The 20,993-nt window shown below is 56.5% G+C and carries 20 protein-coding genes and 4 tRNA genes; 11 read left to right on the top strand and 13 right to left on the bottom strand.

All coding sequences use genetic code 11. The features are described from left to right. Positions 1–124 precede the first annotated feature (124 nt). Together ccoG and mapR are read left to right on the top strand one after the other, a co-directional pair. Entirely contained in the window at positions 125–1,540 is a 1,416-nt protein-coding gene (ccoG, locus tag PSES9_RS0103405; protein ID WP_010678608.1) for a cytochrome c oxidase accessory protein CcoG, read from the top strand. A gap of 65 nt (positions 1,541–1,605) precedes the next feature. Further along, positions 1,606–3,015, top strand: coding sequence for a GntR family transcriptional regulator MpaR (gene mapR / locus PSES9_RS0103400; RefSeq protein WP_010678607.1), 1,410 nt, complete (start codon positions 1,606–1,608; stop codon positions 3,013–3,015). A 65-nt stretch (positions 3,016–3,080) separates the two neighbouring features. Here mapR and PSES9_RS0103395 read toward each other — a convergent pair. From PSES9_RS0103395 to PSES9_RS0103365, 7 genes are all read right to left on the bottom strand, one after another. Next, positions 3,081–3,167, bottom strand: a tRNA-Leu gene (locus PSES9_RS0103395). A 112-nt stretch (positions 3,168–3,279) separates the two neighbouring features. Further along, positions 3,280–3,353, bottom strand: a tRNA-Cys gene (locus PSES9_RS0103390). Between the two features lie 41 nt (positions 3,354–3,394). Beyond that, a tRNA-Gly gene (locus PSES9_RS0103385) sits at positions 3,395–3,470 on the bottom strand. Positions 3,471–3,537: 67 nt separating this feature from the next. After that, complete coding sequence (pgsA, locus tag PSES9_RS0103380; RefSeq protein ID WP_010678606.1) at positions 3,538–4,098, bottom strand: CDP-diacylglycerol--glycerol-3-phosphate 3-phosphatidyltransferase; 561 nt, start codon at positions 4,096–4,098, stop codon at positions 3,538–3,540. A 30-nt stretch (positions 4,099–4,128) separates the two neighbouring features. Next, positions 4,129–5,967 carry an excinuclease ABC subunit UvrC gene (uvrC, locus tag PSES9_RS0103375; RefSeq protein ID WP_029529346.1) on the bottom strand — a complete coding sequence of 613 codons (1,839 nt, stop codon included), beginning with the start codon at positions 5,965–5,967 and terminating at the stop codon, positions 4,129–4,131. Next, positions 5,954–6,598, bottom strand: a complete 645-nt coding sequence (gene gacA, locus PSES9_RS0103370; RefSeq protein WP_010678604.1) for a response regulator transcription factor GacA — start codon at positions 6,596–6,598, stop codon at positions 5,954–5,956. Before gacA ends, uvrC begins: the two co-directional genes overlap by 14 nt. Before the next feature lie 152 nt (positions 6,599–6,750). Beyond that, a tRNA-Ser gene (locus tag PSES9_RS0103365) sits at positions 6,751–6,838 on the bottom strand. A 194-nt stretch (positions 6,839–7,032) separates the two neighbouring features. Here PSES9_RS0103365 and PSES9_RS0103360 point away from each other — a divergent pair. From PSES9_RS0103360 to PSES9_RS0103330, 7 genes are all read left to right on the top strand, one after another. Beyond that, on the top strand, positions 7,033–7,701 hold the full coding sequence (locus tag PSES9_RS0103360; protein WP_010678603.1) for a Bax inhibitor-1/YccA family protein: 669 nt from the start codon (positions 7,033–7,035) through the stop codon (positions 7,699–7,701). 112 nt (positions 7,702–7,813) lie between these two features. Then, a complete protein-coding gene (gene tusD / locus PSES9_RS0103355; RefSeq protein WP_010678602.1) occupies positions 7,814–8,206 on the top strand; it encodes a sulfurtransferase complex subunit TusD in 393 nt (130 codons plus the stop codon). Between the two features lies 1 nt (position 8,207). After that, entirely contained in the window at positions 8,208–8,564 is a 357-nt protein-coding gene (gene tusC, locus PSES9_RS0103350) for a sulfurtransferase complex subunit TusC (protein ID WP_010678601.1), read from the top strand. After that, positions 8,564–8,863, top strand: coding sequence for a sulfurtransferase complex subunit TusB (tusB, locus tag PSES9_RS0103345; protein WP_010678600.1), 300 nt, complete (start codon positions 8,564–8,566; stop codon positions 8,861–8,863). Before tusC ends, tusB begins: the two co-directional genes overlap by 1 nt. Further along, entirely contained in the window at positions 8,860–9,195 is a 336-nt protein-coding gene (locus tag PSES9_RS0103340; protein ID WP_010678599.1) for a TusE/DsrC/DsvC family sulfur relay protein, read from the top strand. The genes tusB and PSES9_RS0103340 overlap by 4 nt, the downstream gene beginning before the upstream one ends. Further along, a complete protein-coding gene (locus PSES9_RS0103335; RefSeq protein ID WP_010678598.1) occupies positions 9,192–10,175 on the top strand; it encodes a glycosyl transferase family protein in 984 nt (327 codons plus the stop codon). The genes PSES9_RS0103340 and PSES9_RS0103335 overlap by 4 nt, the downstream gene beginning before the upstream one ends. A 120-nt stretch (positions 10,176–10,295) precedes the next feature. Further along, a complete protein-coding gene (locus PSES9_RS0103330) occupies positions 10,296–11,297 on the top strand; it encodes a glutathione S-transferase family protein (RefSeq protein WP_010678597.1) in 1,002 nt (333 codons plus the stop codon). Between the two features lie 22 nt (positions 11,298–11,319). Here PSES9_RS0103330 and cysG read toward each other — a convergent pair whose 3' ends face one another. From cysG to ftsK, 6 genes are all read right to left on the bottom strand, one after another. Next, positions 11,320–12,714, bottom strand: coding sequence for a siroheme synthase CysG (gene cysG, locus PSES9_RS0103325; protein ID WP_010678596.1), 1,395 nt, complete (start codon positions 12,712–12,714; stop codon positions 11,320–11,322). Positions 12,715–12,778: 64 nt separating this feature from the next. Next, a complete protein-coding gene (gene serS / locus PSES9_RS0103320) occupies positions 12,779–14,059 on the bottom strand; it encodes a serine--tRNA ligase (protein WP_010678595.1) in 1,281 nt (426 codons plus the stop codon). Between the two features lie 166 nt (positions 14,060–14,225). After that, positions 14,226–14,600: a fluoride efflux transporter CrcB gene (crcB, locus tag PSES9_RS0103315; RefSeq protein ID WP_010484279.1), complete on the bottom strand. Its 375-nt coding sequence runs from the start codon at positions 14,598–14,600 to the stop codon at positions 14,226–14,228. Further along, positions 14,597–15,922: a replication-associated recombination protein A gene (locus PSES9_RS0103310; RefSeq protein WP_010483961.1), complete on the bottom strand. Its 1,326-nt coding sequence runs from the start codon at positions 15,920–15,922 to the stop codon at positions 14,597–14,599. The genes crcB and PSES9_RS0103310 overlap by 4 nt, the downstream gene beginning before the upstream one ends. Before the next feature lie 19 nt (positions 15,923–15,941). Further along, the gene (gene lolA / locus PSES9_RS0103305) at positions 15,942–16,568 is read right to left on the bottom strand and encodes an outer membrane lipoprotein chaperone LolA (protein WP_010483959.1); all 627 of its coding nucleotides are present in this window, start codon (positions 16,566–16,568) and stop codon (positions 15,942–15,944) included. Positions 16,569–16,597: 29 nt separating this feature from the next. After that, positions 16,598–18,970 (bottom strand): DNA translocase FtsK, encoded by a 2,373-nt coding sequence (ftsK, locus tag PSES9_RS0103300; protein WP_010483957.1) that lies wholly within the window; start codon positions 18,968–18,970, stop codon positions 16,598–16,600. 274 nt (positions 18,971–19,244) lie between these two features. On the opposite strand from ftsK, the gene trxB reads away from it, so the two are divergent. Then, positions 19,245–20,195 carry a thioredoxin-disulfide reductase gene (trxB, locus tag PSES9_RS0103295; protein WP_010483955.1) on the top strand — a complete coding sequence of 317 codons (951 nt, stop codon included), beginning with the start codon at positions 19,245–19,247 and terminating at the stop codon, positions 20,193–20,195. A 99-nt stretch (positions 20,196–20,294) separates the two neighbouring features. Beyond that, positions 20,295–20,984 carry a leucyl/phenylalanyl-tRNA--protein transferase gene (gene aat / locus PSES9_RS0103290; protein WP_010483953.1) on the top strand — a complete coding sequence of 230 codons (690 nt, stop codon included), beginning with the start codon at positions 20,295–20,297 and terminating at the stop codon, positions 20,982–20,984. Positions 20,985–20,993: the final 9 nt, after the last annotated feature.

Raw genomic sequence — 20,993 nt, 5'->3', positions numbered from 1 at the left:
CCGCATTCAACGTCAATAACGACCCATCTGATATGTATTTTATTTAAAAAACTGAGTCTGTTATCAGTACAGAAGTATCTTGATCATAGCCCTCGCCTGAAATACAGCCTGTGAGGCGCTAGCCATGACCGACCGCATCCCCGTCACGATAATCGACAGCATCGATTCATCTTCGCCGCTGCGCATTACCCCTGCGCAAGCCGGCGGCCCCATCCATACCCGAAGCTTTACTGGGCTTTACCGAAACTTGCGTCTCTATGGCGCCGGTTTTTTGTGCCTGCTCTACTTCGGCACAGCCTGGTTGAACTGGGGAGATCGTCAAGCGGTGTTGTGGGATCTTGCCGGTCGAAAATTCTATATTTTCGGCGCTACGTTCTGGCCACAGGATTTTATTCTGCTCTGCGCCATCTTGATCATCGCCGCTTTCGGGCTGTTCTTTATTACAGTTTTTGCCGGACGCGTCTGGTGTGGCTACAGCTGCCCGCAGAGTGTATTTACCTGGATATTCATGCGGATTGAGCAATTTGCCGAGGGCGAACGTCATCAGCGCCTGAAGCTTGATGCCGCACCAGTCTCGCTCAACAAGTTACTGCGACGCACGATCAAGCACGTCCTGTGGTTAGCGGTGGGCCTGGCAACAGCTCTGACCTTTGTTGGCTATTTCACCCCTATACGGCAATTGATAATCGACAGCCTGCAATTGAATATCAACGGCTCCACCGCGTTCTGGTTGCTGTTCTTTACCGCAGCGACCTATATCAATGCGGGCTGGTTGCGTGAAAAAGTCTGCCTGGACATGTGCCCCTATTCGCGCTTTCAAAGTGTCATGTTCGATGACAATACACTGGTGGTCTCATATGACAGCGCACGCGGCGAGTCGCGTGGCCCAAGACGCAAGGGCACTGACTCCAAAGCCCAGGGACTTGGCGACTGCATTGATTGCACAATCTGCGTCCAGGTTTGCCCCACCGGCATCGATATTCGTGATGGTCTGCAACTCAATTGCCTGAGTTGCGGTGCCTGTATCGATGCCTGCGACACAGTCATGGACAAGATGGGCTATGCGCGCGGACTGGTACGCTACAGCTCCGAGCGCGCACTAAATGGCGCAAAAACCCGACTGCTACGCCCTCGCCTTGTTGCCTATGCGGTTGTGTTACTGCTGATGATTGTCGGCTTCGCCTGGGCCCTGCAGGCGCGTGCGCTGATCTCGCTGGACGTCAGCAAGGATCGCGCTATGTTCCGTGAAAACAGACAAGGGCAGATCGAAAATATCTACAGCCTGAAAATCATCAACAAAACCCAGCAGCCTCAACGTTACGCCATCGCACTCGGCGACAACCCCTCATTTGCCCTGCAGGGCCCACAACAGATCAAGCTCGCCCCCGGAGAGATTGTTGATATGCCAATCAGTGTTGTCTTGCTCAAGCCCGAGGCAGTGAAAAGCGCCGAACACCTGAGCTTTGTGGTAACCAATATTGAGATGCCCAGGCAGCAAGTCAGCACTGAAAGCACCTTTATATCGCCCGTAGTTCGCTGAGCAATCGCATGCACAGTGCGCTGCCAGTAAAGTATGAGGCCTTAACCACCGGCATTCAGAACACTATGAAACGCTACGAAAAAGTCGCGGACGAAATTGCAGAGCTGATACGTAGCTCGGTGTTGATACCGGGTGAGCGCATACCTTCGGTGCGCCACGCCAGCAGGACATTCGGCGTCAGTCCTTCCACGGTATTTCAAGCCTATTACCTGCTTGAAGACCGAGGCCTGATCCAGGCCCGTGCCCGCTCTGGCTACTTTGTCCGGGAACAGGCCCAGCAGCCGCTTGCTGAACCGGAAGCCATTCATCAAAAGGCCAACCCCACAGATGTTGATGTCAGCGACCTGGTCTTTTCGGTGCTGGGCTCACTCAAGGACCCGGACACTGTTCCCTTTGGCTCGGCATTTCCATCGCCCGATCTTTTCCCACTCGAGCGCCTGGCACGTTCCATGGCTCAAACCCTGCGCACCATGCCTGCCAGCGCAATCATTGCCGACATGACCGAAGGCAATCCCAACTTGCGCAGGCAGATTGCCCTTCGCTATATGCTCAGTGGCGTGATGTTGCCGGTCGAGGAGCTGGTTATTACCAACGGCGCGATGGAGGCACTGAATCTATGCCTGCAATGCGTCACCCAGCCCGGCGACCTGGTTGCCATTGAGGCCCCGGCGTTCTATGCCACATTGCAGGTACTGGAGCGACTCAAGCTCAAGGCGGTTGAAATCCCGGTCCACCCCCGTGACGGCATCGATCTCGACTGCTTGGCGCAAAGCCTGGCGAACCTGCCGGTCAAAGCCTGCTGGTTTATGAGCAGCCTGCAAAACCCGGTGGGTGCAACGATGAGCGATGCTAAAAAACAAGCGCTCTATTCGCTGCTAAAACAGCACCAGGTGCCCATGATTGAAGATGATGTCTACGCCGAACTGAGTTTCAATGCACGACCGCCTCGCCCGGTCAAAAGCTATGATGAAGATGGCCTGGTCATGCATTGTGGGTCCTTTTCCAAGTGCCTGGCACCTGGCTATCGCATTGGTTGGGTTGCGGCTGGACGCTTCGCCCAGCAAGTCAGTCGCCTGCGGCTGATGACCACAATATCGCCCTCGGTGCCCGCCCAGGCGGCGCTTGCAGATTATTTGCAGCACGGAGGCTATGACCGACACTTGCGTAAACTCAGGCACAGCCTGGAAACCCAACAGGACGCAATGCTTGCTGCGGCTGCACGGCACTTTCCCGCTACAACCCGCGTCAGTCGCCCGTCTGGCGGTTATTTTCTGTGGTTTGAATTTCCCAAGCAGGTTGACTCGCTGCGCCTGTTCAAGCTGGCTTTGGCCCAAGGTATCAGCTTGGCCCCCGGGCCTATCTTTTCCGCCAACCGCCAGTTCGGCAACTGCGCACGCTTGAACTGCGGTCATCCCTGGACCTCACGCAGCGAAGACGCAATGGCCACGCTCGGCAGGATAATTGCCTCGTTTTAAAGATTGCGCGGCACAACAAAAGCCCCGCTGAGCAGTTGGCTCAACGGGGCTTTTTGTATCAAAGATGGTGCCCCGAGCCGGAATCGAACCGGCAAGACCTTTCGGTCGGCAGATTTTAAGTCTGCTGTGTTTACCAATTTCACCATCGGGGCGGTGTTGGTATCTTGCGTGGTTGAGGACTATATACAGCAGAGGCAGGCCTCGCAAGCCCCTATTTCACAATAAAAAAGCCTCGTAAATCATTGATCTACGAGGCTTTCTATTTGGAGGCTGAGGTCGGAATCGAACCGGCGTTCACGGATTTGCAATCCGGTGCATAACCACTCTGCTACTCAGCCTTGAAACTAAACGGGCCGCTATAAACGGCCCGTTGAAAAACTGGAGCGGGAAACGAGACTCGAACTCGCGACCCCGACCTTGGCAAGGTCGTGCTCTACCAACTGAGCTATTCCCGCTTGTCTTGTCGACGGGCGCCATTCTATATGTTCCGCGCCCGACGTCAACCCCTTGATTCAAAAAAGTTTATTTCTTTTCCACTGAAGGGCTCAGATGGGGCCAGGCCGCCAATAAGTAGTGCACCATCGACCACAAAGTTAGAACCGCCGCAACGATCAACAACCCGTAGCCGAAAGCAACCCAGGCGGTAATCAACGGTGGATTGGCCAGCAGTATGACTAATGCAACCATTTGCGCAGCTGTTTTCCACTTGCCCAGGTTCGATACCGCCACATGGGCCCTTGCCCCCATCTCGGCCATCCACTCGCGCAGTGCCGAAACAACGATTTCACGGCAGATAATCACTGCCGCCGGCAGGGTAAGCCATAGATTGCTGTGCTCGGCAACCAGCAGCACCAAGGCCACGGCTACAATCAGCTTATCGGCCACAGGGTCCAGAAATGCCCCGAAAGGTGTGCTTTGCTGCCACAGGCGCGCGAGGTAACCGTCCAGCCAGTCGGTGATGGCAGCGATGGAAAAGACAATGCTCGCCGCCCAATAGCTCCATGAAAACGGGAGATAGAACAGCAGCACAAAAATAGGGATCAGCAGTACGCGAAGTACTGTAAGCAGATTGGGGATATTCATCAGCACGACTGTTCAGGGTGAGCCGGCATTCTACTCGCTGTGCAATGCTGCATAAATGAGCTCTGCAAGCTTTTTGCTAATGCCGGGGGATTTAGCAATTTCTTCGATACTCGCACGCGACAACTCTTGCAGGCCACCAAAATGATTGAGCAATTCACGCCGACGCTTTGGCCCAACGCCAGCAACCCCCTCCAACGTTGAGGTACGCCGGGTTTTGCCGCGACGGGCGCGGTGGCCGGTAATTGCAAAGCGGTGAGACTCGTCACGAATTTGTTGAATCAGGTGCAGCGCGGGCGAATTACCGGGCAAGGTAAATTCATGGGCAGCATCATTGAGGTAGAGGGTTTCCAGGCCTGGCTTACGGGTCGTACCTTTTGCCACGCCCAGGAGAATCAACTCCGGCACCGCCAACTCCTCAAGCACCTCACGAGCCATGGCCAACTGGCCCTTGCCGCCATCGACCAGCAGGATATCCGGCAGCTTGCCCTCGCCGTCCTTTACCTTGCTAAAACGCCGCGTAAGCGCTTGGTGCATGGCGGCATAATCATCGCCGCCGGTAATGCCTTCAATGTTGTAGCGCCGATAATCCGACTTAAGCGGGCCTTCAGGGCCGAACACCACACATGACGCGACCGTCGCCTCGCCGCTTGAATGGCTGATATCAAAACACTCGAGGCGCTGGGGGATCTCATCAAGCTTGAGCGCCTCGGCCAATGCCTCGAAGCGCGCCGCGACATGCTGGCGGTTGGCCAATCTCGCACTCAACGCCTGCTCAGCATTGGTTACCGCCAACTGTTGCCAACGCGCGCGCGTTGCTCTCACCCGATAGCTAATGGCAAGTTCACGGCCGCGCGACGCCTCAATGGCAGCTATCAGCGTTGGATAATCTTCATTCTGCACATTGACGATCAGCTCGGTTGGCAAATCGCGTTCGTGACTGCTCAGGTAATACTGCGAGAGAAACGCCAGCATTACGGCGCTGCTGTCTTCTTCGATGGCGACCTGTGGAAAGAAGTTTTTGCTGCCCAGCACCCGCCCGCCCCGCACAGTAATCAGATGCACACAGGCACCGCCCGGGGTCACGATGCTGGCGACCACGTCGACATCGCCTGTACCGCCTTCCATGCTTTGCTGGTCTTGCACACGGCGCAGCAGTGATATCTGGTCGCGAAGCTCGGCTGCCCGTTCGAAATTGAGCTCTTCGGATGCTTTTTGCATGGCCGTGGACAGCTCGCCGGTGAGCGCATTGCTGCGCCCTTCGAGAAACATTACTGAGTGACGAACGTCCTCGGCGTACTCTTCAGGCTCGACCAGACCGACACAGGGCCCCTTGCAGCGCTTGATCTGGTATTGCAGGCATGGCCGGGTACGATTCTTGAAATAACTGTCTTCGCACTGGCGAACCAGAAACGTCTTCTGCAACAAGCCCAGGCTTTCACGAATGGCCCCGGCACTTGGATAGGGGCCGAAGTAGCGACCTTTAAACCTTTTGGCTCCGCGATGAATACTGAGCCGCGGAAACTGGCCATCCGAGAGAAACACATAAGGATAGGACTTATCGTCTCGCAGAAGAATGTTATACGGCGGTCGCCACTCCTTGATGAGTGTCTGCTCAAGCAGCAGCGCTTCGGTTTCATTGGCGGTAATGGTGGTTTCAACTTGCGCAATCCTGGCCACCAACGCCGCTGTCTTAGGCGCCAGGCCGGTTTTGCGAAAGTAGCTGGACAGCCGACTTTTCAGGTTCTTGGCTTTGCCAACGTAAAGCAGCTTGCCCTCGGCATCGGACATCCGGTAAACCCCGGGACGCCCGCTGCAGGTAGCTAGGAAAGCGCTGGAATCAAAAGCGCCATGCTCATTACTGGGATGCATCGACCATGCCGTGGCGAACGGCCAGCAAAGCCAGTTCGACGTCACTGGTAATGGCTAGCTTTTCGAAAATGCGATATCGATAGGTATTGACTGTTTTGGGCGACAAGCAAAGCTTGTCGGAAATGCTCTGCACTTTTTGGCAGCCAGCAATCATCAAGGCGATCTGGATTTCGCGCTCTGAAAGCAAATCGAATGGAGAGTTGCTGCTTTGCGGCTGAAATGACTTCAGCGCCAGCTGCTGGGCAATTTGCGGGCTGATGTAACGCTGCCCTGCGGACACCATGCGGATTGCCTGCACCATCTCGTCCAGCGCTGCGCCCTTGGTCAGGTAGCCTGAAGCGCCAGCTTGCAGTAAGCGCGTGGGGAACGGGTCTTCCTCGCAGGCCGTCACGGCGACAACCTTGACGTCTGGATTACTGCGAATCAGTTTGCGCGTGGCTTCAAGACCACCAATGCCCGGCATCTTGACGTCCATGAGAATGACATCAGGTTTAAGCTCACGGGTCTTGAGTATTGCTTCTTCACCACTTTCAGCTTGACCGACTACGGCAAGACCTTCGATATCAGCCAGCATTCTGGTGATTCCGGTACGAACCAGGTCATGATCATCAACCACTAGCACTCGAATCAATGGGACACCTCGCTATACTTGCCGCATGATACAGCGGTCCATTTCATCTGTCTGGCAGCCCTGCCTATAAAGCGCGTGCGCTATCTCTAGCGTGGTGAATCGCAGCTCAAAGAGCAAGCGCTTGTTTGGCACTTGCTCTTTGAGCCAAAAGATGGCGGAAGCGTAGAGATTCGAACTCTAGGACAGTTTCCCATCGACGGTTTTCAAGACCGTTGCCTTAAACCACTCGGCCACGCTTCCAATATTGCATACGCAGTTCCGTTTAAGATCAACACATTAACTCTGGTTAATGTACTTCTCCCTGACTGCGGGCGGCAATCTTACCCGAACGAAACACGCTGTCAAACTCTCTGAAGCGTTTTTTTTCAACACAGTGCTAATATCGGTGTCAGTATCGCTTACGGAACCAATGGTTTTTTATTAGGAGTGAGGCCATGCAACAACAAAATTACGCAATCGACCACACGCAGGTCGAGCAACAGGAAGTAAGCCGCGTATTACGCAATACCTACGGCTTGCTGGCAATCACCCTGGCTTTCAGTGGCCTGGTCGCTTTCTTGGCACAGCGCGCCAACGTTGCCTACCCCAACTTCATTGTTGTGCTGGTCGGCTTCTATGGCCTGTTTTTCCTCACGGCAAAACTACGTAACTCGCCTTGGGGCCTGGTTTCGACCTTGGCCTTGACCGGCTTCATGGGTTACACCCTTGGGCCAATCCTCAACCGCTACCTGGGCATGGCTAACGGCGCGGAAGTCGTCAGCTCGGCGTTTGCCATGACCGCCCTGGTGTTTTTTGGCTTGTCCGCCTACGTACTGACCACGCGCAAGGACATGAGCTTCCTCAGTGGCTTCATCACTGCAGGTTTCTTTGTCCTGATCGGCGCCATGGTTGCTAGCTTCTTCTTCCAGATTAGCGGCTTGCAACTGGCGATCAGCGCTGGCTTCGTACTGTTCTCGTCGGTCTGCATCCTGTTCCAGACCAGCGCCATCATCCATGGTGGCGAGCGCAACTACATCATGGCCACCATCAGCCTGTATGTCTCGATCTACAACCTGTTCATCAGCTTGCTGCAGATCTTTGGCATCATGGGTAGCGACGACTAACAGTCACTACGCTTGCAAAAAGCCCGCTTTGTGCGGGCTTTTTCGTTGCTATGGCGAGCATCTTGGCGCGCCAGGCTTTATTATTCACAAAGTAATAACTGACTGGCCCACCATGAAATTCGCCATAGCATTGTTTGCAGCACCCCATCAGCCCTCCTCTCGCCGAGCCCTGCGCTTTGCCCAAGCGGCAATTGCACAAGGCCATGAGATAGTTCGGCTGTTTTTCTATCAGGACGGTGTATACAACGCATCTAGCGCAGCGGTCAGTGGCCAGGATGAAATTGATCTGCCCAGCCAGTGGCGTGAGTTCGTTGACCAGCATCAACTCGATGGCGTGGTCTGCATCGCCGCCGCATTGCGGCGCGGTGCGCTGAATGATGAGGAAGCTGCACGCTATTCGCGTACGGCTGCAAGTGTTCAGGCCCCGTGGCAGCTTTCCGGGCTGGGCCAATTGCATGAAGCCAATCAAATCGCAGACCGTCTAATCTGTTTTGGAGGCGCCTGAGGTGAAGTCCTTGTTGATCATCAATCGTCAGGCGCCCTGGTCTGGCCCCAGCGCACGCGAAGCGCTGGATATCGCCCTGGCCGGAGGTGCATTCGATTTACCCATTGCTATGCTGTTTCTTGACGATGGCGCATTGCAGCTGATGCCCGGGCAACACCCACAAAAACTGCAGCAGAAAGATTTGGGCGCAAACCTGCAGGCGCTGCCAATGTTCGGTGTCGACTCACTCTACGTCTCTGCGCGCAGCCTGGCTGAACGCGGCATGCCGCAAACTTCACTCACACTTCCCGCCGAAGTCCTGGATGACACGGCGTTACGCGCACTTATAGAGCGTTACGATCAAGTGGTGACAATCTGATGCCTACCTTGCACGTACTCTCCGACTCCCCGTTCACTGACGCCAGCCTCAGTAGCTGCCTGCGCCTGCTCAGCGAAGATGACGGCTTGCTGCTCTGCGGTGATGCCGTTTATGCGCTGCTTGCCGATACTCCGCAACTGCAGGCCCTTGAGCTGATTCCTGACAGTATTCAGCTCTATGCGCTCGAAGAAGATGTCCAGGCACGCTCTATTGATGCCCCTGCCTGCGCGCAAGTGATCGATTACCCTGAGTTTGTCCGCCTAAGCCTGAAGTTCGCCAAGGTCAACAGCTGGTTATGAGCGAACTGACAGTTGCAGGGCAGATCATTGCCCTGGATAAAGACGGGTATCTATGCAAGCTTGATGACTGGTCTGAAGCCGTTGCCGCCGCGCTGGCCCAACGCGAGGCGCTGATCTTGACCGAAGAACACTGGCAAGTGCTCAAACTACTGCGTGAGTTCTATGCCGAATTTCAACTCTCGCCCGCCAATCGCCCGCTAATCAAGTATGTAGCCCTCAAGCTCGGCCCTGAACAGGGCAACAGCCTGCACCTCAACCGATTATTCAATGGCACCCCCGCCAAACTTGCCGCCAAGCTGGCGGGCCTGCCCAAGCCGACCAATTGTCTATGAAGCTTCAGACACCTGCAGAACACCCTTTCGCCCAGTTCGTTCGTATTTTGGGCAAAGGCAAGCGCGGCGCGCGCAACCTCACCCGCGACGAAGCCTATTCAGCCATGGGCATGCTGCTCGATGACGAGGTTGAAGACACCCAACTCGGCGCCTTCCTGATGCTGCTCAGGCACAAGGAAGAAAGCGCTGAAGAAATGGCTGGCTTTGCCCAGGCGGTGCGCGAGCGCCTGAATGCGCCGGCAATAGAGGTTGATATCGACTGGCCCAGCTATGCCGGTAAAAAACGCCACCTGCCTTGGTTCCTGCTTGCAGCCAAAGCCCTTGCAGCCAACGGCGTGCGGATCCTCATGCACGGTGGCGGCGCCCACACAGCTGGCCGACTCTACAGCGAGCAACTGCTGACCCAGCTCGAGATCCCGCTGTGTCGGTCGTGGACGCAGGTTGATCAAGCGCTCAAGCAGCACTCGCTGGGCTTTATTCCTCTGGGAGACTGGTCGGCGCCACTGCAAAAAATGATCGATCTGCGCAATACCCTTGGCTTGCGTTCGCCTATCCACTCGCTCACCCGGATCATCAACCCCTTGAGTGCACGCTGCTGCCTGCAGAGTATCTTTCATCCCGGCTATCAGGCCGTACACCGCGAAGCCAGCCAGTTGCTTGGCGATTGCGCCATTGTGATCAAGGGCGAAGGCGGTGAAATTGAAATCAATCCTGATGCAACCAGCCATCTCTACGGCACCGCCAATGGCCAGAACTGGGATGAGGACTGGCCTGCCTTGTCTGCGCAACGCCATGTCAAACCAGAAAGTCTTGAGCCTGAGCAACTACTGCGCTTTTGGCGCGGCGAGAGCGATGACAGCTACGCGAAGATGGCGGTAATCAGCACCATGGCGCTGGCCTTGCGCGGGCTTGAAACAAGCCGCGAGCTGGCTTTCGAACGCGCCGAGCGCTACTGGACAGCACGATTAACATCGAAATAATCGATCAAAACCTTGGGTAATTTGAGACTTTAAATCAATTTACCCACGTTAGACTGTGCCCATCAATCACTAGCAGGCCCGGCACTCATGCTGCCCGGCTTGCCTGAAAGGACACAGATCATGGGTTTATTAGTCGATGGCAAGTGGCAAGACCAGTGGTACGACACCAAAGCAGATGGCCGTTTCAAACGCGAAAACGCCCAGCGGCGTAACTGGGTAACTGCAGATGGCCGTGCCGGCCCCAGCGGCGACAACGGATTCAAGGCCGAGGCCGGGCGCTATCATCTCTATGTGTCACTGGCGTGCCCCTGGGCCCATAGAACCCTGATTTTTCGCCAACTCAAAGGCCTTGAGTCGTTGATTGATGTATCCGTCGTCAGCTGGCTGATGCGCGAAAATGGCTGGACCTTTGATAAGACCAAAGGCTCCAGTGGCGACAAGCTCGACGACTTCGAGTTGCTGCATCAGCGCTATACCCGCGATGACCCGCAATACACTGGCCGAGTGACCGTGCCTGTGCTTTGGGACAAGCAACAGCAACGGATTGTCAGCAATGAATCCGCGGAGATCATCCGCATGTTCAATACAGCCTTCAACCACCTGACCGAAAATAACCTCGACCTCTACCCCGAAGCGCTGCGCGGCGAGATCGATCAGCTCAACGAGCGGATCTATCCGGCGGTGAATAACGGTGTGTACCGGGCAGGTTTTGCCACCACACAAGAGGCCTATGAAGAAGCCTTTGATCAACTGTTTGCAGAACTGGATGCGATCGACGCGCTGCTTGAGCATCGACGCTACCTGGCGGGGGAATACCTGACCGAAGCTGACTGGCGCCTGTTCACCACCATAGTTCGCTTTGACGCCGTGTATCACGGCCATTTCAAGTGCAACCTCAAGCGCATTGAGGATTATCCGAACTTGTCGAACTGGCTGCGCGAACTCTACCAATGGCAAAACATTGCGCCTACGGTCAATTTCGAACACATCAAGCATCACTACTACGCCAGCCATGCCACCATCAACCCAACAGGCATAGTGCCAAAGGGGCCGGGGCTGGATCTTTTGCGCGCGCATGACCGCTTGCGCCTGCCAGGCAAAGGCATCTTCAAAGCGGGCTGACACCCGCCGGATGGAGCAGCGCTCAGACCTTGGCCTGAGCGCCTTCAAACCATGCCAACTGCTCACGCAACTGCACCACTTCCCCGACAATCACCAGGGTCGGTGCGCGAACCTCATTCTCTGCAACCAATGCTGGTAAATCCGCCAGGGTTCCGGTGTAGACCCGTTGATTCTGCGTGGTGCCTTGCTCAATCAGGGCTGCCGGTGTGTTCGCGGCGCGGCCATGGGCAATTAATTGCTGGCAGATCACTGGCAAACCAACCAGGCCCATGTAGAACACCAGTGTCTGGCTCGAAGCGGTTAGCTCGCTCCATGGCAGGTCGCTGCTCCCGTCCTTGAGGTGCCCGGTAACGAAGCGCACGGATTGGGCATGATCCCGATGGGTCAAGGGGATTCCAGCGTAGGCCGCGCAACCACTGGCAGCAGTAATACCCGGCACAACCTGGAATGGAATGCCATGGGCAGCCAGTTGTTCGATCTCCTCGCCACCGCGCCCGAAGATAAAGGGATCACCGCCTTTCAGGCGCAGCACACGCTTGCCTTGCTTGGCCAGATCGACAAGACGCTGGTTGATCTGCTCCTGGGGCAATGCGTGATCCGAACGCTGCTTGCCCACATAAACCCGCTCAGCATCGCGCCGGCACAGCTCAATAATGGCGGGGGCAACCAAACGATCATAGAGCACCACATCCGCTTGCTGCATCAAGCGCAAAGCGCGGAACGTCAGTAAGTCAGGATCACCAGGACCCGCACCTACCAGGTACACCTCCCCCAGCATTTGCGGCGCGGCACCCTTGACCTTCTCGCTCAGCAAACGCTCACCTTCGTGCAACTTGCCCGCGAATACACTTTCGGCAACCTGCCCCTGAAAAACATCTTCCCAGAACACCCGACGCTGCTGGACATTTGGAAATAGGGTTTTGACCTGAGCGCGAAATTTTTTAGCCAGACCGGCCAATTGACCGTAAGTCGATGGAATCCAGGTTTCGATCTTGGCGCGGATCAAGCGCGCCAACACAGGGGCATCGCCGCCGCTGGTGATGGCCACGATCAATGGCGAGCGATCGACAATCGCCGGAAATATCACGCTGCACAATGCCGGCGCATCTACCACGTTTACCGGAATACCCAGCGCTTGAGCCTGGGTCGATATTTGCGCGTTGAGCGGCTCATCATCCGTAGCTGCAATGATCAGGGCTACGCCTTCGAGATCTTGTGCCTGATAGCCGCGCAGCAACAACTCACCGCCGCCCGCCTCGACCATATCGCTGAGTTCCGTACGGATATGGGGAGCGACTACACGCAAGCGCGCACCGGCATCCGCCAGCAAACGTGCCTTACGCACGGCGACTTCACCACCCCCAACGACCAACACCAAGCGGTCCTTGAGTTTGTGGAACAAGGGCAGAAAATCCATGGCAGCCTCAACAGACAGCGAATCAAAGAGGCCAGGACGTTGGCACGCCTGGCCAAACCCAGTCTCAGCCTATGACTTCGATACCACCCATGTAGGGCTTGAGCACTTCTGGCACCTTGATGCTACCGTCAGCCTGTTGGTAGTTTTCCAGCACGGCAACCAGTGTGCGACCGACCGCCAAGCCAGAGCCATTAAGCGTATGCACCAGCTCAGGCTTGCCGGTTTCCGGGTTACGGTAGCGGGCCTGCATGCGTCGCGCCTGGAAGTCCCCACAATTGGAGCAAGAAGAAATCTCGCGGTACTTATCCTGGCTTGGCACCCAGACTTCAAGGTCGTAGGTTTTGATTGCGCTGAAGCCCATATCACCCGTGCACAAAGAAAGCACGCGATATGGAAGCTCAAGCAGTTGCAATACTTTTTCAGCATTGGCAGTGAGATCTTCGAGCGCCTGTTCGGAAGTGCCTGGCTCAACCACCTGGACCATTTCAACCTTGTCGAACTGGTGCTGGCGGATCATGCCGCGGGTATCACGCCCCGAAGCCCCTGCTTCACTGCGGAAGCAGGGCGTGTGCGCCACAAACTTGAGCGGCAGTTGTTTGAAATCAAGGATTTCACCGGCAACGATGTTGGTCAGCGACACTTCAGCTGTTGGGATCAGGTAGAAATCGGCTTCACCCTCGCGGCTGATCTTGAACAGGTCTTCTTCAAACTTGGGCAGCTGGCCCGTGCCCTGCAGCGCAGGCGCCTGAACCAGATAAGGTGTGTAGGCCTCTTCGTAGCCGTGTTCGGCAGTGTGCAGGTTGATCATGAACTGCGCGAGCGCGCGGTGCAGGCGAGCAATCGGGCCACGCAGCAAGGCAAAACGGGCGCCGGACAACTTTGCAGCGGTTTCGAAATCCAGCCAACCATGCTGCTCACCCAGGGCAACGTGATCCTGCACCGAGAAATCGAACTCTTTTGGCGTGCCCCAGCGGCGGACTTCAAGGTTGTCGTCCTCGTCGGCGCCCACTGGCACGGACTCATGGGGCAGGTTTGGCAGGTTAAGCAAAATGCTATCGAGCTCGACCTGAATGGCATCCAGATCACGCTTGCCCTGGTCCAGTTCGCTGCCCATGCGATCAACTTCCGCCAGCAAAGGCGCAATATCTTCGCCGCGCTGCTTGGCCTGGCCAATGGACTTGGAGCGTGCGTTACGCTCGGCTTGCAGTTGCTCGGTACGGGTTTGCAGGGTTTTGCGCTGCGCTTCAAGGTCTTCGAAACGCGCTACGTCGAGCTGAAAACCACGAGTGGCAAGGCGCTGAGCGACTGCTTGAAGTTCGGTGCGCACCAGTTTGGCGTCGAGCATGCTGATATCTCAATACAAAGGGTGTGAATTGCATGGCCGGGGCCATGAGACAGAATGGAGACAAGTTTAAGGGTTCGCGGCGCCGAGTGCTAAGCATGAGCCGAAAAAAATGCGAATCGCCGCCATTAGCCAGGCAAAAGACCTAAAACGGATGACACCGACCGAGTCATAAGCGGGTCAAGGACAACCCGCCCCACGCAGCCAGCAGCCCGCCAATCAAACTTGCCGCCAGGTAGCCAAAGGCAATCGCAGCCTGGCCGCCCTCAATCAACCTTATGGTTTCCAGGCTGAATGATGAAAAAGTCGTCAAGCCACCGAGTACGCCCACGGTAATGCCGGTCCGCAATTCGAGCGGAATATCGGTGCGCAACAAAAACAGCCCGCTTAACAGGCCAATCAAAAAACACCCGATAATATTGACGCTGAAGGTGGCCATGTAAAAATGCTGCGGCCAGTGGCGCTGCACCCAATAGCTGGTTAAAAAGCGCAAGGTACTGCCCAACGCCCCACCGGCAGCGACCGCAGCAACCACTTTGATCATGACTCTCTCCTTTTACGCGGGCTAGCGGCATCCTGCGCGGATAAATGCTTGAGCTTATCGCCAATTTTCAACTCAAGGCCGCGGGGCACAGGCTGGTAATACTGGCGCGGCTCAAGCTGCTCGGGAAAGTAGTCTTCGCCAGCCGCATAGGCATCAGGCTCGTCATGGGCGTAACGATACTCATCGCCATAACCCAATTGCTTCATCAATTTTGTCGGTGCATTACGCAAATGCAGCGGCACTTCCATGGAGCCGTTTTCGGCCACGTCACGCATGGCGGCCTTGAACGCGCTGTATACCGCATTGCTTTTAGGTGCACAGGCCAGATAGACAATCGCCTGGGCGACCGCCAGTTCACCCTCGGGGCTGCCAAGGCGCTCCTGAACATCCCAGGCGGACAAACACAGGCTCAGGGCTCGCGGGTCAGCGTTGCCGATGTCTTCGCTGGCCATGCGCACCACTCGACGAGCGATGTACAGCGGATCGCAGCCGCCATCGATCATCCTTGCATACCAGTACAGCGCACCGTCAGGACTGGAGCCGCGCACCGACTTATGCAACGCGGAAATCTGGTCATAAAACGCCTCGCCGCCTTTATCGAAGCGTCGACGACTGTCGCCCAGCAGGTCCCGTAACAACTCAGCGGTGATTTCCCCGCCGTCATCTGCCAGATCTGCTGCATTTTCCAGGAAGTTAAGCAGGCGCCGGCCATCGCCGTCCGCTGCCGCCATCAGGATGGCAAAGCTTTCTTCTGGCAAGCTCAGCTGACGATCACCCAAGCCCTTGGGGTCATGCAGGGCGCGGTCAACCAGCTTGCGCAGCGCTGCTTCATCCAGGCTTTTGAGCACATAGACCCGTGCCCGGGAAAGCAATGCGTTGTTCAGTTCAAAGGACGGGTTTTCTGTGGTTGCGCCGATAAAAATCAGGGTACCGTCTTCAACATAAGGCAAGAACGCATCCTGCTGTGACTTGTTGAAGCGGTGGACCTCATCGACGAACAGTATGGTTTGGCGCCCGTATTGCGCCGCATGCTGCTGCGCGACCTCGACCGCCTGGCGAATCTCCTTGACGCCGGAAAGCACCGCCGAGATGGTTTCAAAGTGCGCATCGGATACCTGGGCCAGCAGTCGTGCCAGGGTGGTTTTACCCACACCAGGCGGCCCCCAGAAGATCATCGAATGCAGCGTGCCCTGCTCAAGTGCTTCGCGCAGCGGCTTGCCACGGGCGAGCAAGTGCTCCTGACCGACATACTCATCCAGCGTAGTGGCCCGCAAACGCGCGGCCAGGGGTTGAGCAACAGGAGCCTTGCGAAACAAATCCATAAAGGCGAGCTACGACCTCTTACTCTTGAATGACATCCGCGCCCTTGGGCACTTCGAAAGTGAATTCACTGTCCTGGATCGGCTGATTCATCTTCACATTGAGAAACAGGATGTTGGTACGCTGACCGATACTGTCAATCAACTGCATGTCATTGACAACGCCACTGCGAAACGACAGGCGCAGGTTATCGAACAAGGTGTCCTTGGACTTGGGCTTCAAGGTGAAATCGACCACGTTACCCGCCTCCTTGTAGCTGATATCAAAGCTTTCGCTGATCTTCGACACATCGCCAGACAACAAAAGTGCCGGGGTGTGGGTCAGGCGCTGATCCATTTTCTGGATGGTCACCTGCTCAAGATCCGGATCGTATAGCCAGACCTGCTTACCATTGGACACCAGCAACTGCTCTTGCGGCGCATCAGTGTGCCAGCGGAACAGGCCCGGGCGCTTGAGAGAAAGCTCACCGGCGGTTTCCTGCAACTGGCTGCCACTGCCATCGAGGGTCAACTGCGAGAAGCGCGCAGTAATGGTTTGCGCCTGGCTGAGCAGTTCAGTCAAGCGCTTGACCGCGGCACTGTCATCAGCCATGGCATTGAGGCAAGTCAGGCTCAGCACACTCAGTAACAACATGCGGAAAAGGCGCATGGGACTCCTTAGGATCAGATTGAAAACAATTAATCGCGAACAGGGCTTGGCGCAATAACTTCACGTGAGCCATTGGTACCCATTGAGGTTACGACACCGGCGTTTTCCATTGATTCGATCATCCGCGCGGCACGGTTGTAACCAATCTTGAGCTTACGTTGCACGGCTGAAATCGATGCGCGACGGCTTTCAGTCACAAAGCGTACCGCCTCGTCGTAAAGCGGGTCATCTTCGCTGTCATCACCGCCTTCGCTGCTGCCCTCAAAGCCGCTGCCCGACTCTTCAACGCCAGCCAGGATTTCTTCGATATAGTCAGGTGTGCCACGCAGTTTCCACGCTTCGACCACGCGGTGTACCTCGTCATCCGAAACAAATGCGCCATGCACGCGAATCGGCAGACCGGTGCCAGGCGGCAAATAGAGCATGTCGCCATGACCCAGCAACTGTTCGGCGCCACCCTGGTCGAGAATGGTCCGCGAGTCGATCTTGCTCGACACCTGGAACGCCATTCGCGTTGGGATGTTGGCCTTGATCAAGCCGGTGATCACGTCAACCGATGGGCGCTGCGTCGCAAGGATCAGGTGAATACCCGCGGCCCGGGCTTTCTGGGCGATACGGGCAATCAACTCCTCGACCTTCTTGCCGACGATCATCATCATGTCGGCAAATTCGTCGACTATCACCACGATTGTTGGCAACGGCTTGAGCAATGGTGCTTCGTCTTCCATGCTTTCACGGCGATACAGCGGGTCAGGAATCGGCGTGCCCGCTTCTATTGCATCTTTGACCTTGCGGTTGAAACCGGCCAGGTTACGTACGCCCATCTTCGACATCAGCTTATAACGGCGCTCCATCTCGGCAACGCTCCAGCGCAGCGAGTTGGCGGCCTCCTTCATGTCGGTTACCACCGGGCACAGCAGGTGCGGAATGCCTTCGTAGATCGACAGTTCAAGCATTTTCGGGTCGATCATGATCAAGCGCGCCTCTTCTGGCGTCGACTTGAACAAAATAGACAGGATCATGGCGTTAACACCAACCGACTTACCGGAGCCCGTGGTACCGGCAACCAGCAAGTGTGGCATCTTCGCCAAATCGGTAATGACCGGCTTGCCGCCAATGTCGTGCCCCAGGGCCAGGGTCACTGGCGACTTGGCCTCATCGTATTCGGGGGAAGACAGGACTTCGGAGAAACGCACCATCTGCCGGTCTTCGTTGGGGATTTCGATACCAACGGTGGTCTTGCCAGGAATGACCTCGACCACGCGCACACTGATCACCGCCATCGAGCGCGCAAGGTCTTTTGCAAGATTGGAAATACGGCTGACCTTGACCCCGGCGGCTGGCTGGATCTCGAAACGCGTGATCACCGGGCCTGGATGGACCGACTCGACAACAACCTCGACACCAAACTCCTTGAGCTTGATTTCAACCAGTCGCGACATGGCCTCAAGCGACTCTGGCGAAAATTGCTTTTGGACTTTCTCGGCCGCATCAAGCAATGAGATGGGCGGCAAGGTGCCTTCGATCGCACTGTCGACAAACAACGGCACCTGCTTCTCTTTCTGCACGCGCTTGCTTTGCTCAGGCACTGCTGGCGCCGAAGGTGGCGTGATAATGGGCGCAGGACGCCCTTCACGGGCACTCATGTGCTTGCTCAGCGAATCCTCACGCTCGATAATGCGCTCCTCGGCCTTGACCTGGTCGCGCCGATCGCGAGCCACCGGAGCCGCCACTTGCGCCACTCGCTCATCAACCTCGCGCAACTGAATACGCAACTGCTTACGCTCGGTCCGGGCGCTCCACCAGCGATTGGCCAGGCTCTGGATCAGCTCAATCAAATCCAGGGTAATCTTGCCAGTCAGGTCCATGACCTTGAACCAGGACAAGTCGGTAAAGATGGTCAAGCCAAACAGGAACAAAGCAATCAGCAACAGTGTGCTGCCTTGAACATTCAAGGCATTTTCAGCCAATTGACCGATACTTTCGCCCAGCGCGCCACCTGATGAGGCGGGCATGCTGTTACCCGCCGGAAAGTGTATGTAGGCCAGCGCTGCTCCCGAGAGCACGAGGAACACCAGGCCAATCAAACGCCAGGAGAATAGCCAGCCACTCCATTGCCAAGGCTCATGCCGGGCACGAAACACCTGCAGGGTCTTGACCCCGAGCAACAGGGGAAACAGATAAGCAAAATAGCCCAGCGCCATGAACAGGATGTCTGCCGACCAGGCCCCGGCGCGACCGGCCGCGTTCTGCACCTGGGCGACATTGCTGGTGTGGGTCCAGCCCGGGTCATTAGGGTCGTAGGTCAGCAAGGCCATCCAGACGTACAGGCACAGTGCACCGAGGGCAATAAGCGCCCCTTCCTTGAGTCGATACGGTAATTGCTGACGCCACATGGGCATTTGAGCTGTAGGGCTAGTTTTCTTCAAAACGCATCTGTTCCTGTGCCATGGCCTGCAACCAAGCCAATGGCGAGTTATGACTTATCCACCTATTGTACGGGTTTAGCGGCGCGACGCCATGCTCCATGCAGGCTTGCGCGTGGTTTTGCCGCAGACAATAGTCCTTGATTCCCGCTCAAGCCTGCTTCGGTGTAGCATAGCCGCCAAGCTATTTCCGCGCAGTTCAATTTGAGCATGCATTCTCTTTGGTGACAAAGGCTTATGAGGTGTTTCTATGAGCGAAGTCAAGCATTCACGTCTGATCATTCTAGGTTCCGGCCCTGCCGGCTACAGCGCAGCGGTCTACGCGGCACGGGCCAATCTCAAGCCTGTGATCATCACCGGCATCCAGCCCGGCGGCCAGCTAACCACCACGACCGAGGTCGACAACTGGCCGGGTGATGTCGAAGGCCTGACCGGGCCGGCGCTGATGGAGCGCATGCAAAAGCACGCCGAGCGCTTTGACACCGAGCTAGTCTACGACCACATCCACACCGCCGAGTTGCAGCAGCGCCCGTTCATCCTCAAGGGCGACAGCGGCACCTACAGCTGTGACGCCCTGATTATTGCCACTGGCGCCAGCGCCCAATACCTCGGCCTGCCATCGGAAGAAGCTTTCTCCGGCCGGGGTGTTTCCGCCTGTGCCACTTGCGACGGTTTCTTCTATCGCAACCAGGTCGTTGCGGTGATCGGCGGCGGTAATACTGCAGTCGAGGAAGCGCTGTACCTGTCCAATATTGCCAAGGAAGTCCACCTGGTACACCGCCGCGACAAGCTGCGCTCCGAGAAAATCCTGCAAGACAAGCTGTTTGACAAGGTTGCCAATGGCAATATGCGCATGCACTGGAACACTACCCTCGAAGAAGTCCTGGGCGATGCCAGTGGCGTCACCGGCGCTCGCCTGAAAAGCACCGAAACCGGTGAGACCCAGGACCTGCCGCTCGCTGGCGTGTTCATCGCCATTGGCCACAAGCCAAACACCGACCTCTTTCAGGGCCAGCTCGACATGCATGACGGCTACCTGAGAATCAAAGGTGGCAGCGAAGGTAACGCCACGGCCACCAGCATCGAGGGTGTGTTTGCCGCCGGCGACGTGGCTGATCACGTTTATCGCCAGGCCATTACCTCTGCAGGCGCCGGCTGCATGGCCGCACTGGATGTCGAAAAGTTTCTCGACGACAACTGATAACAGCCCAGCAGGCACGTCCTGCTGGCTTGTCAGGCACGGCTTACAGATGAACCGGGCGGCTGCGCATGCACCGCCCTACCCTTTCGGGCCAATTCAATGCTGACCTGGTTACAACGCGATTCACTGCACTTCCCAGCACTCGACAAAGCCCTTCAAGAACCCAATGGCCTGCTCGCAGCGGGTGGCGATTTGAGTGCAGAGCGCCTGATCATGGCTTATCGTCATGGATGCTTCCCCTGGTTTAGCGACGGCCAGCCGATTCTCTGGTGGTCGCCTGATCCTCGCACTGTCCTATTCCCGAACGAACTGCATATTTCGCGCAGCCTGGGCAAAGTAATGCGCCAAGGGCGCTACCGTGCCACCTTCGACCAGGATTTCGCCGCGGTCATTACTGCGTGCTCTGAGCCGCGTGCCTACGCTAATGAAACCTGGATCACCAGCAGCATGCGCGAGGCCTATCTGGAGCTGCACAAGCGCGGACTGGCGCATTCGGTCGAGGTTTGGCAAGACCAGCAACTGGTTGGTGGCCTGTATGGCCTTGCGATGGGAAGGCTGTTTTTTGGTGAGTCGATGTTCAGTCGCGCCGACAATGCCTCGAAAGTCGGCTTTGTAACCCTGGTCGAACATCTCAAGGCCGCCGGCTTCGTGATGATCGATTGCCAAATGCCAACCCAGCACCTGCACAGTTTCGGCGCCAGAGCTATCAGCCGCGAACTGTTTGCCAGCACCTTGCGCCAACACCTTGATCAGCCCTGCACAATTGATTGGCAATCCTGTATCGGCTAGTCGAGTTAG

It is taken from the genome of Pseudomonas sp. S9, assembly GCF_000222125.1.
Taxonomy (GTDB): domain Bacteria; phylum Pseudomonadota; class Gammaproteobacteria; order Pseudomonadales; family Pseudomonadaceae; genus Aquipseudomonas; species Aquipseudomonas segetis.
This window is presented reverse-complemented; position numbering and strand designations above follow the sequence as displayed.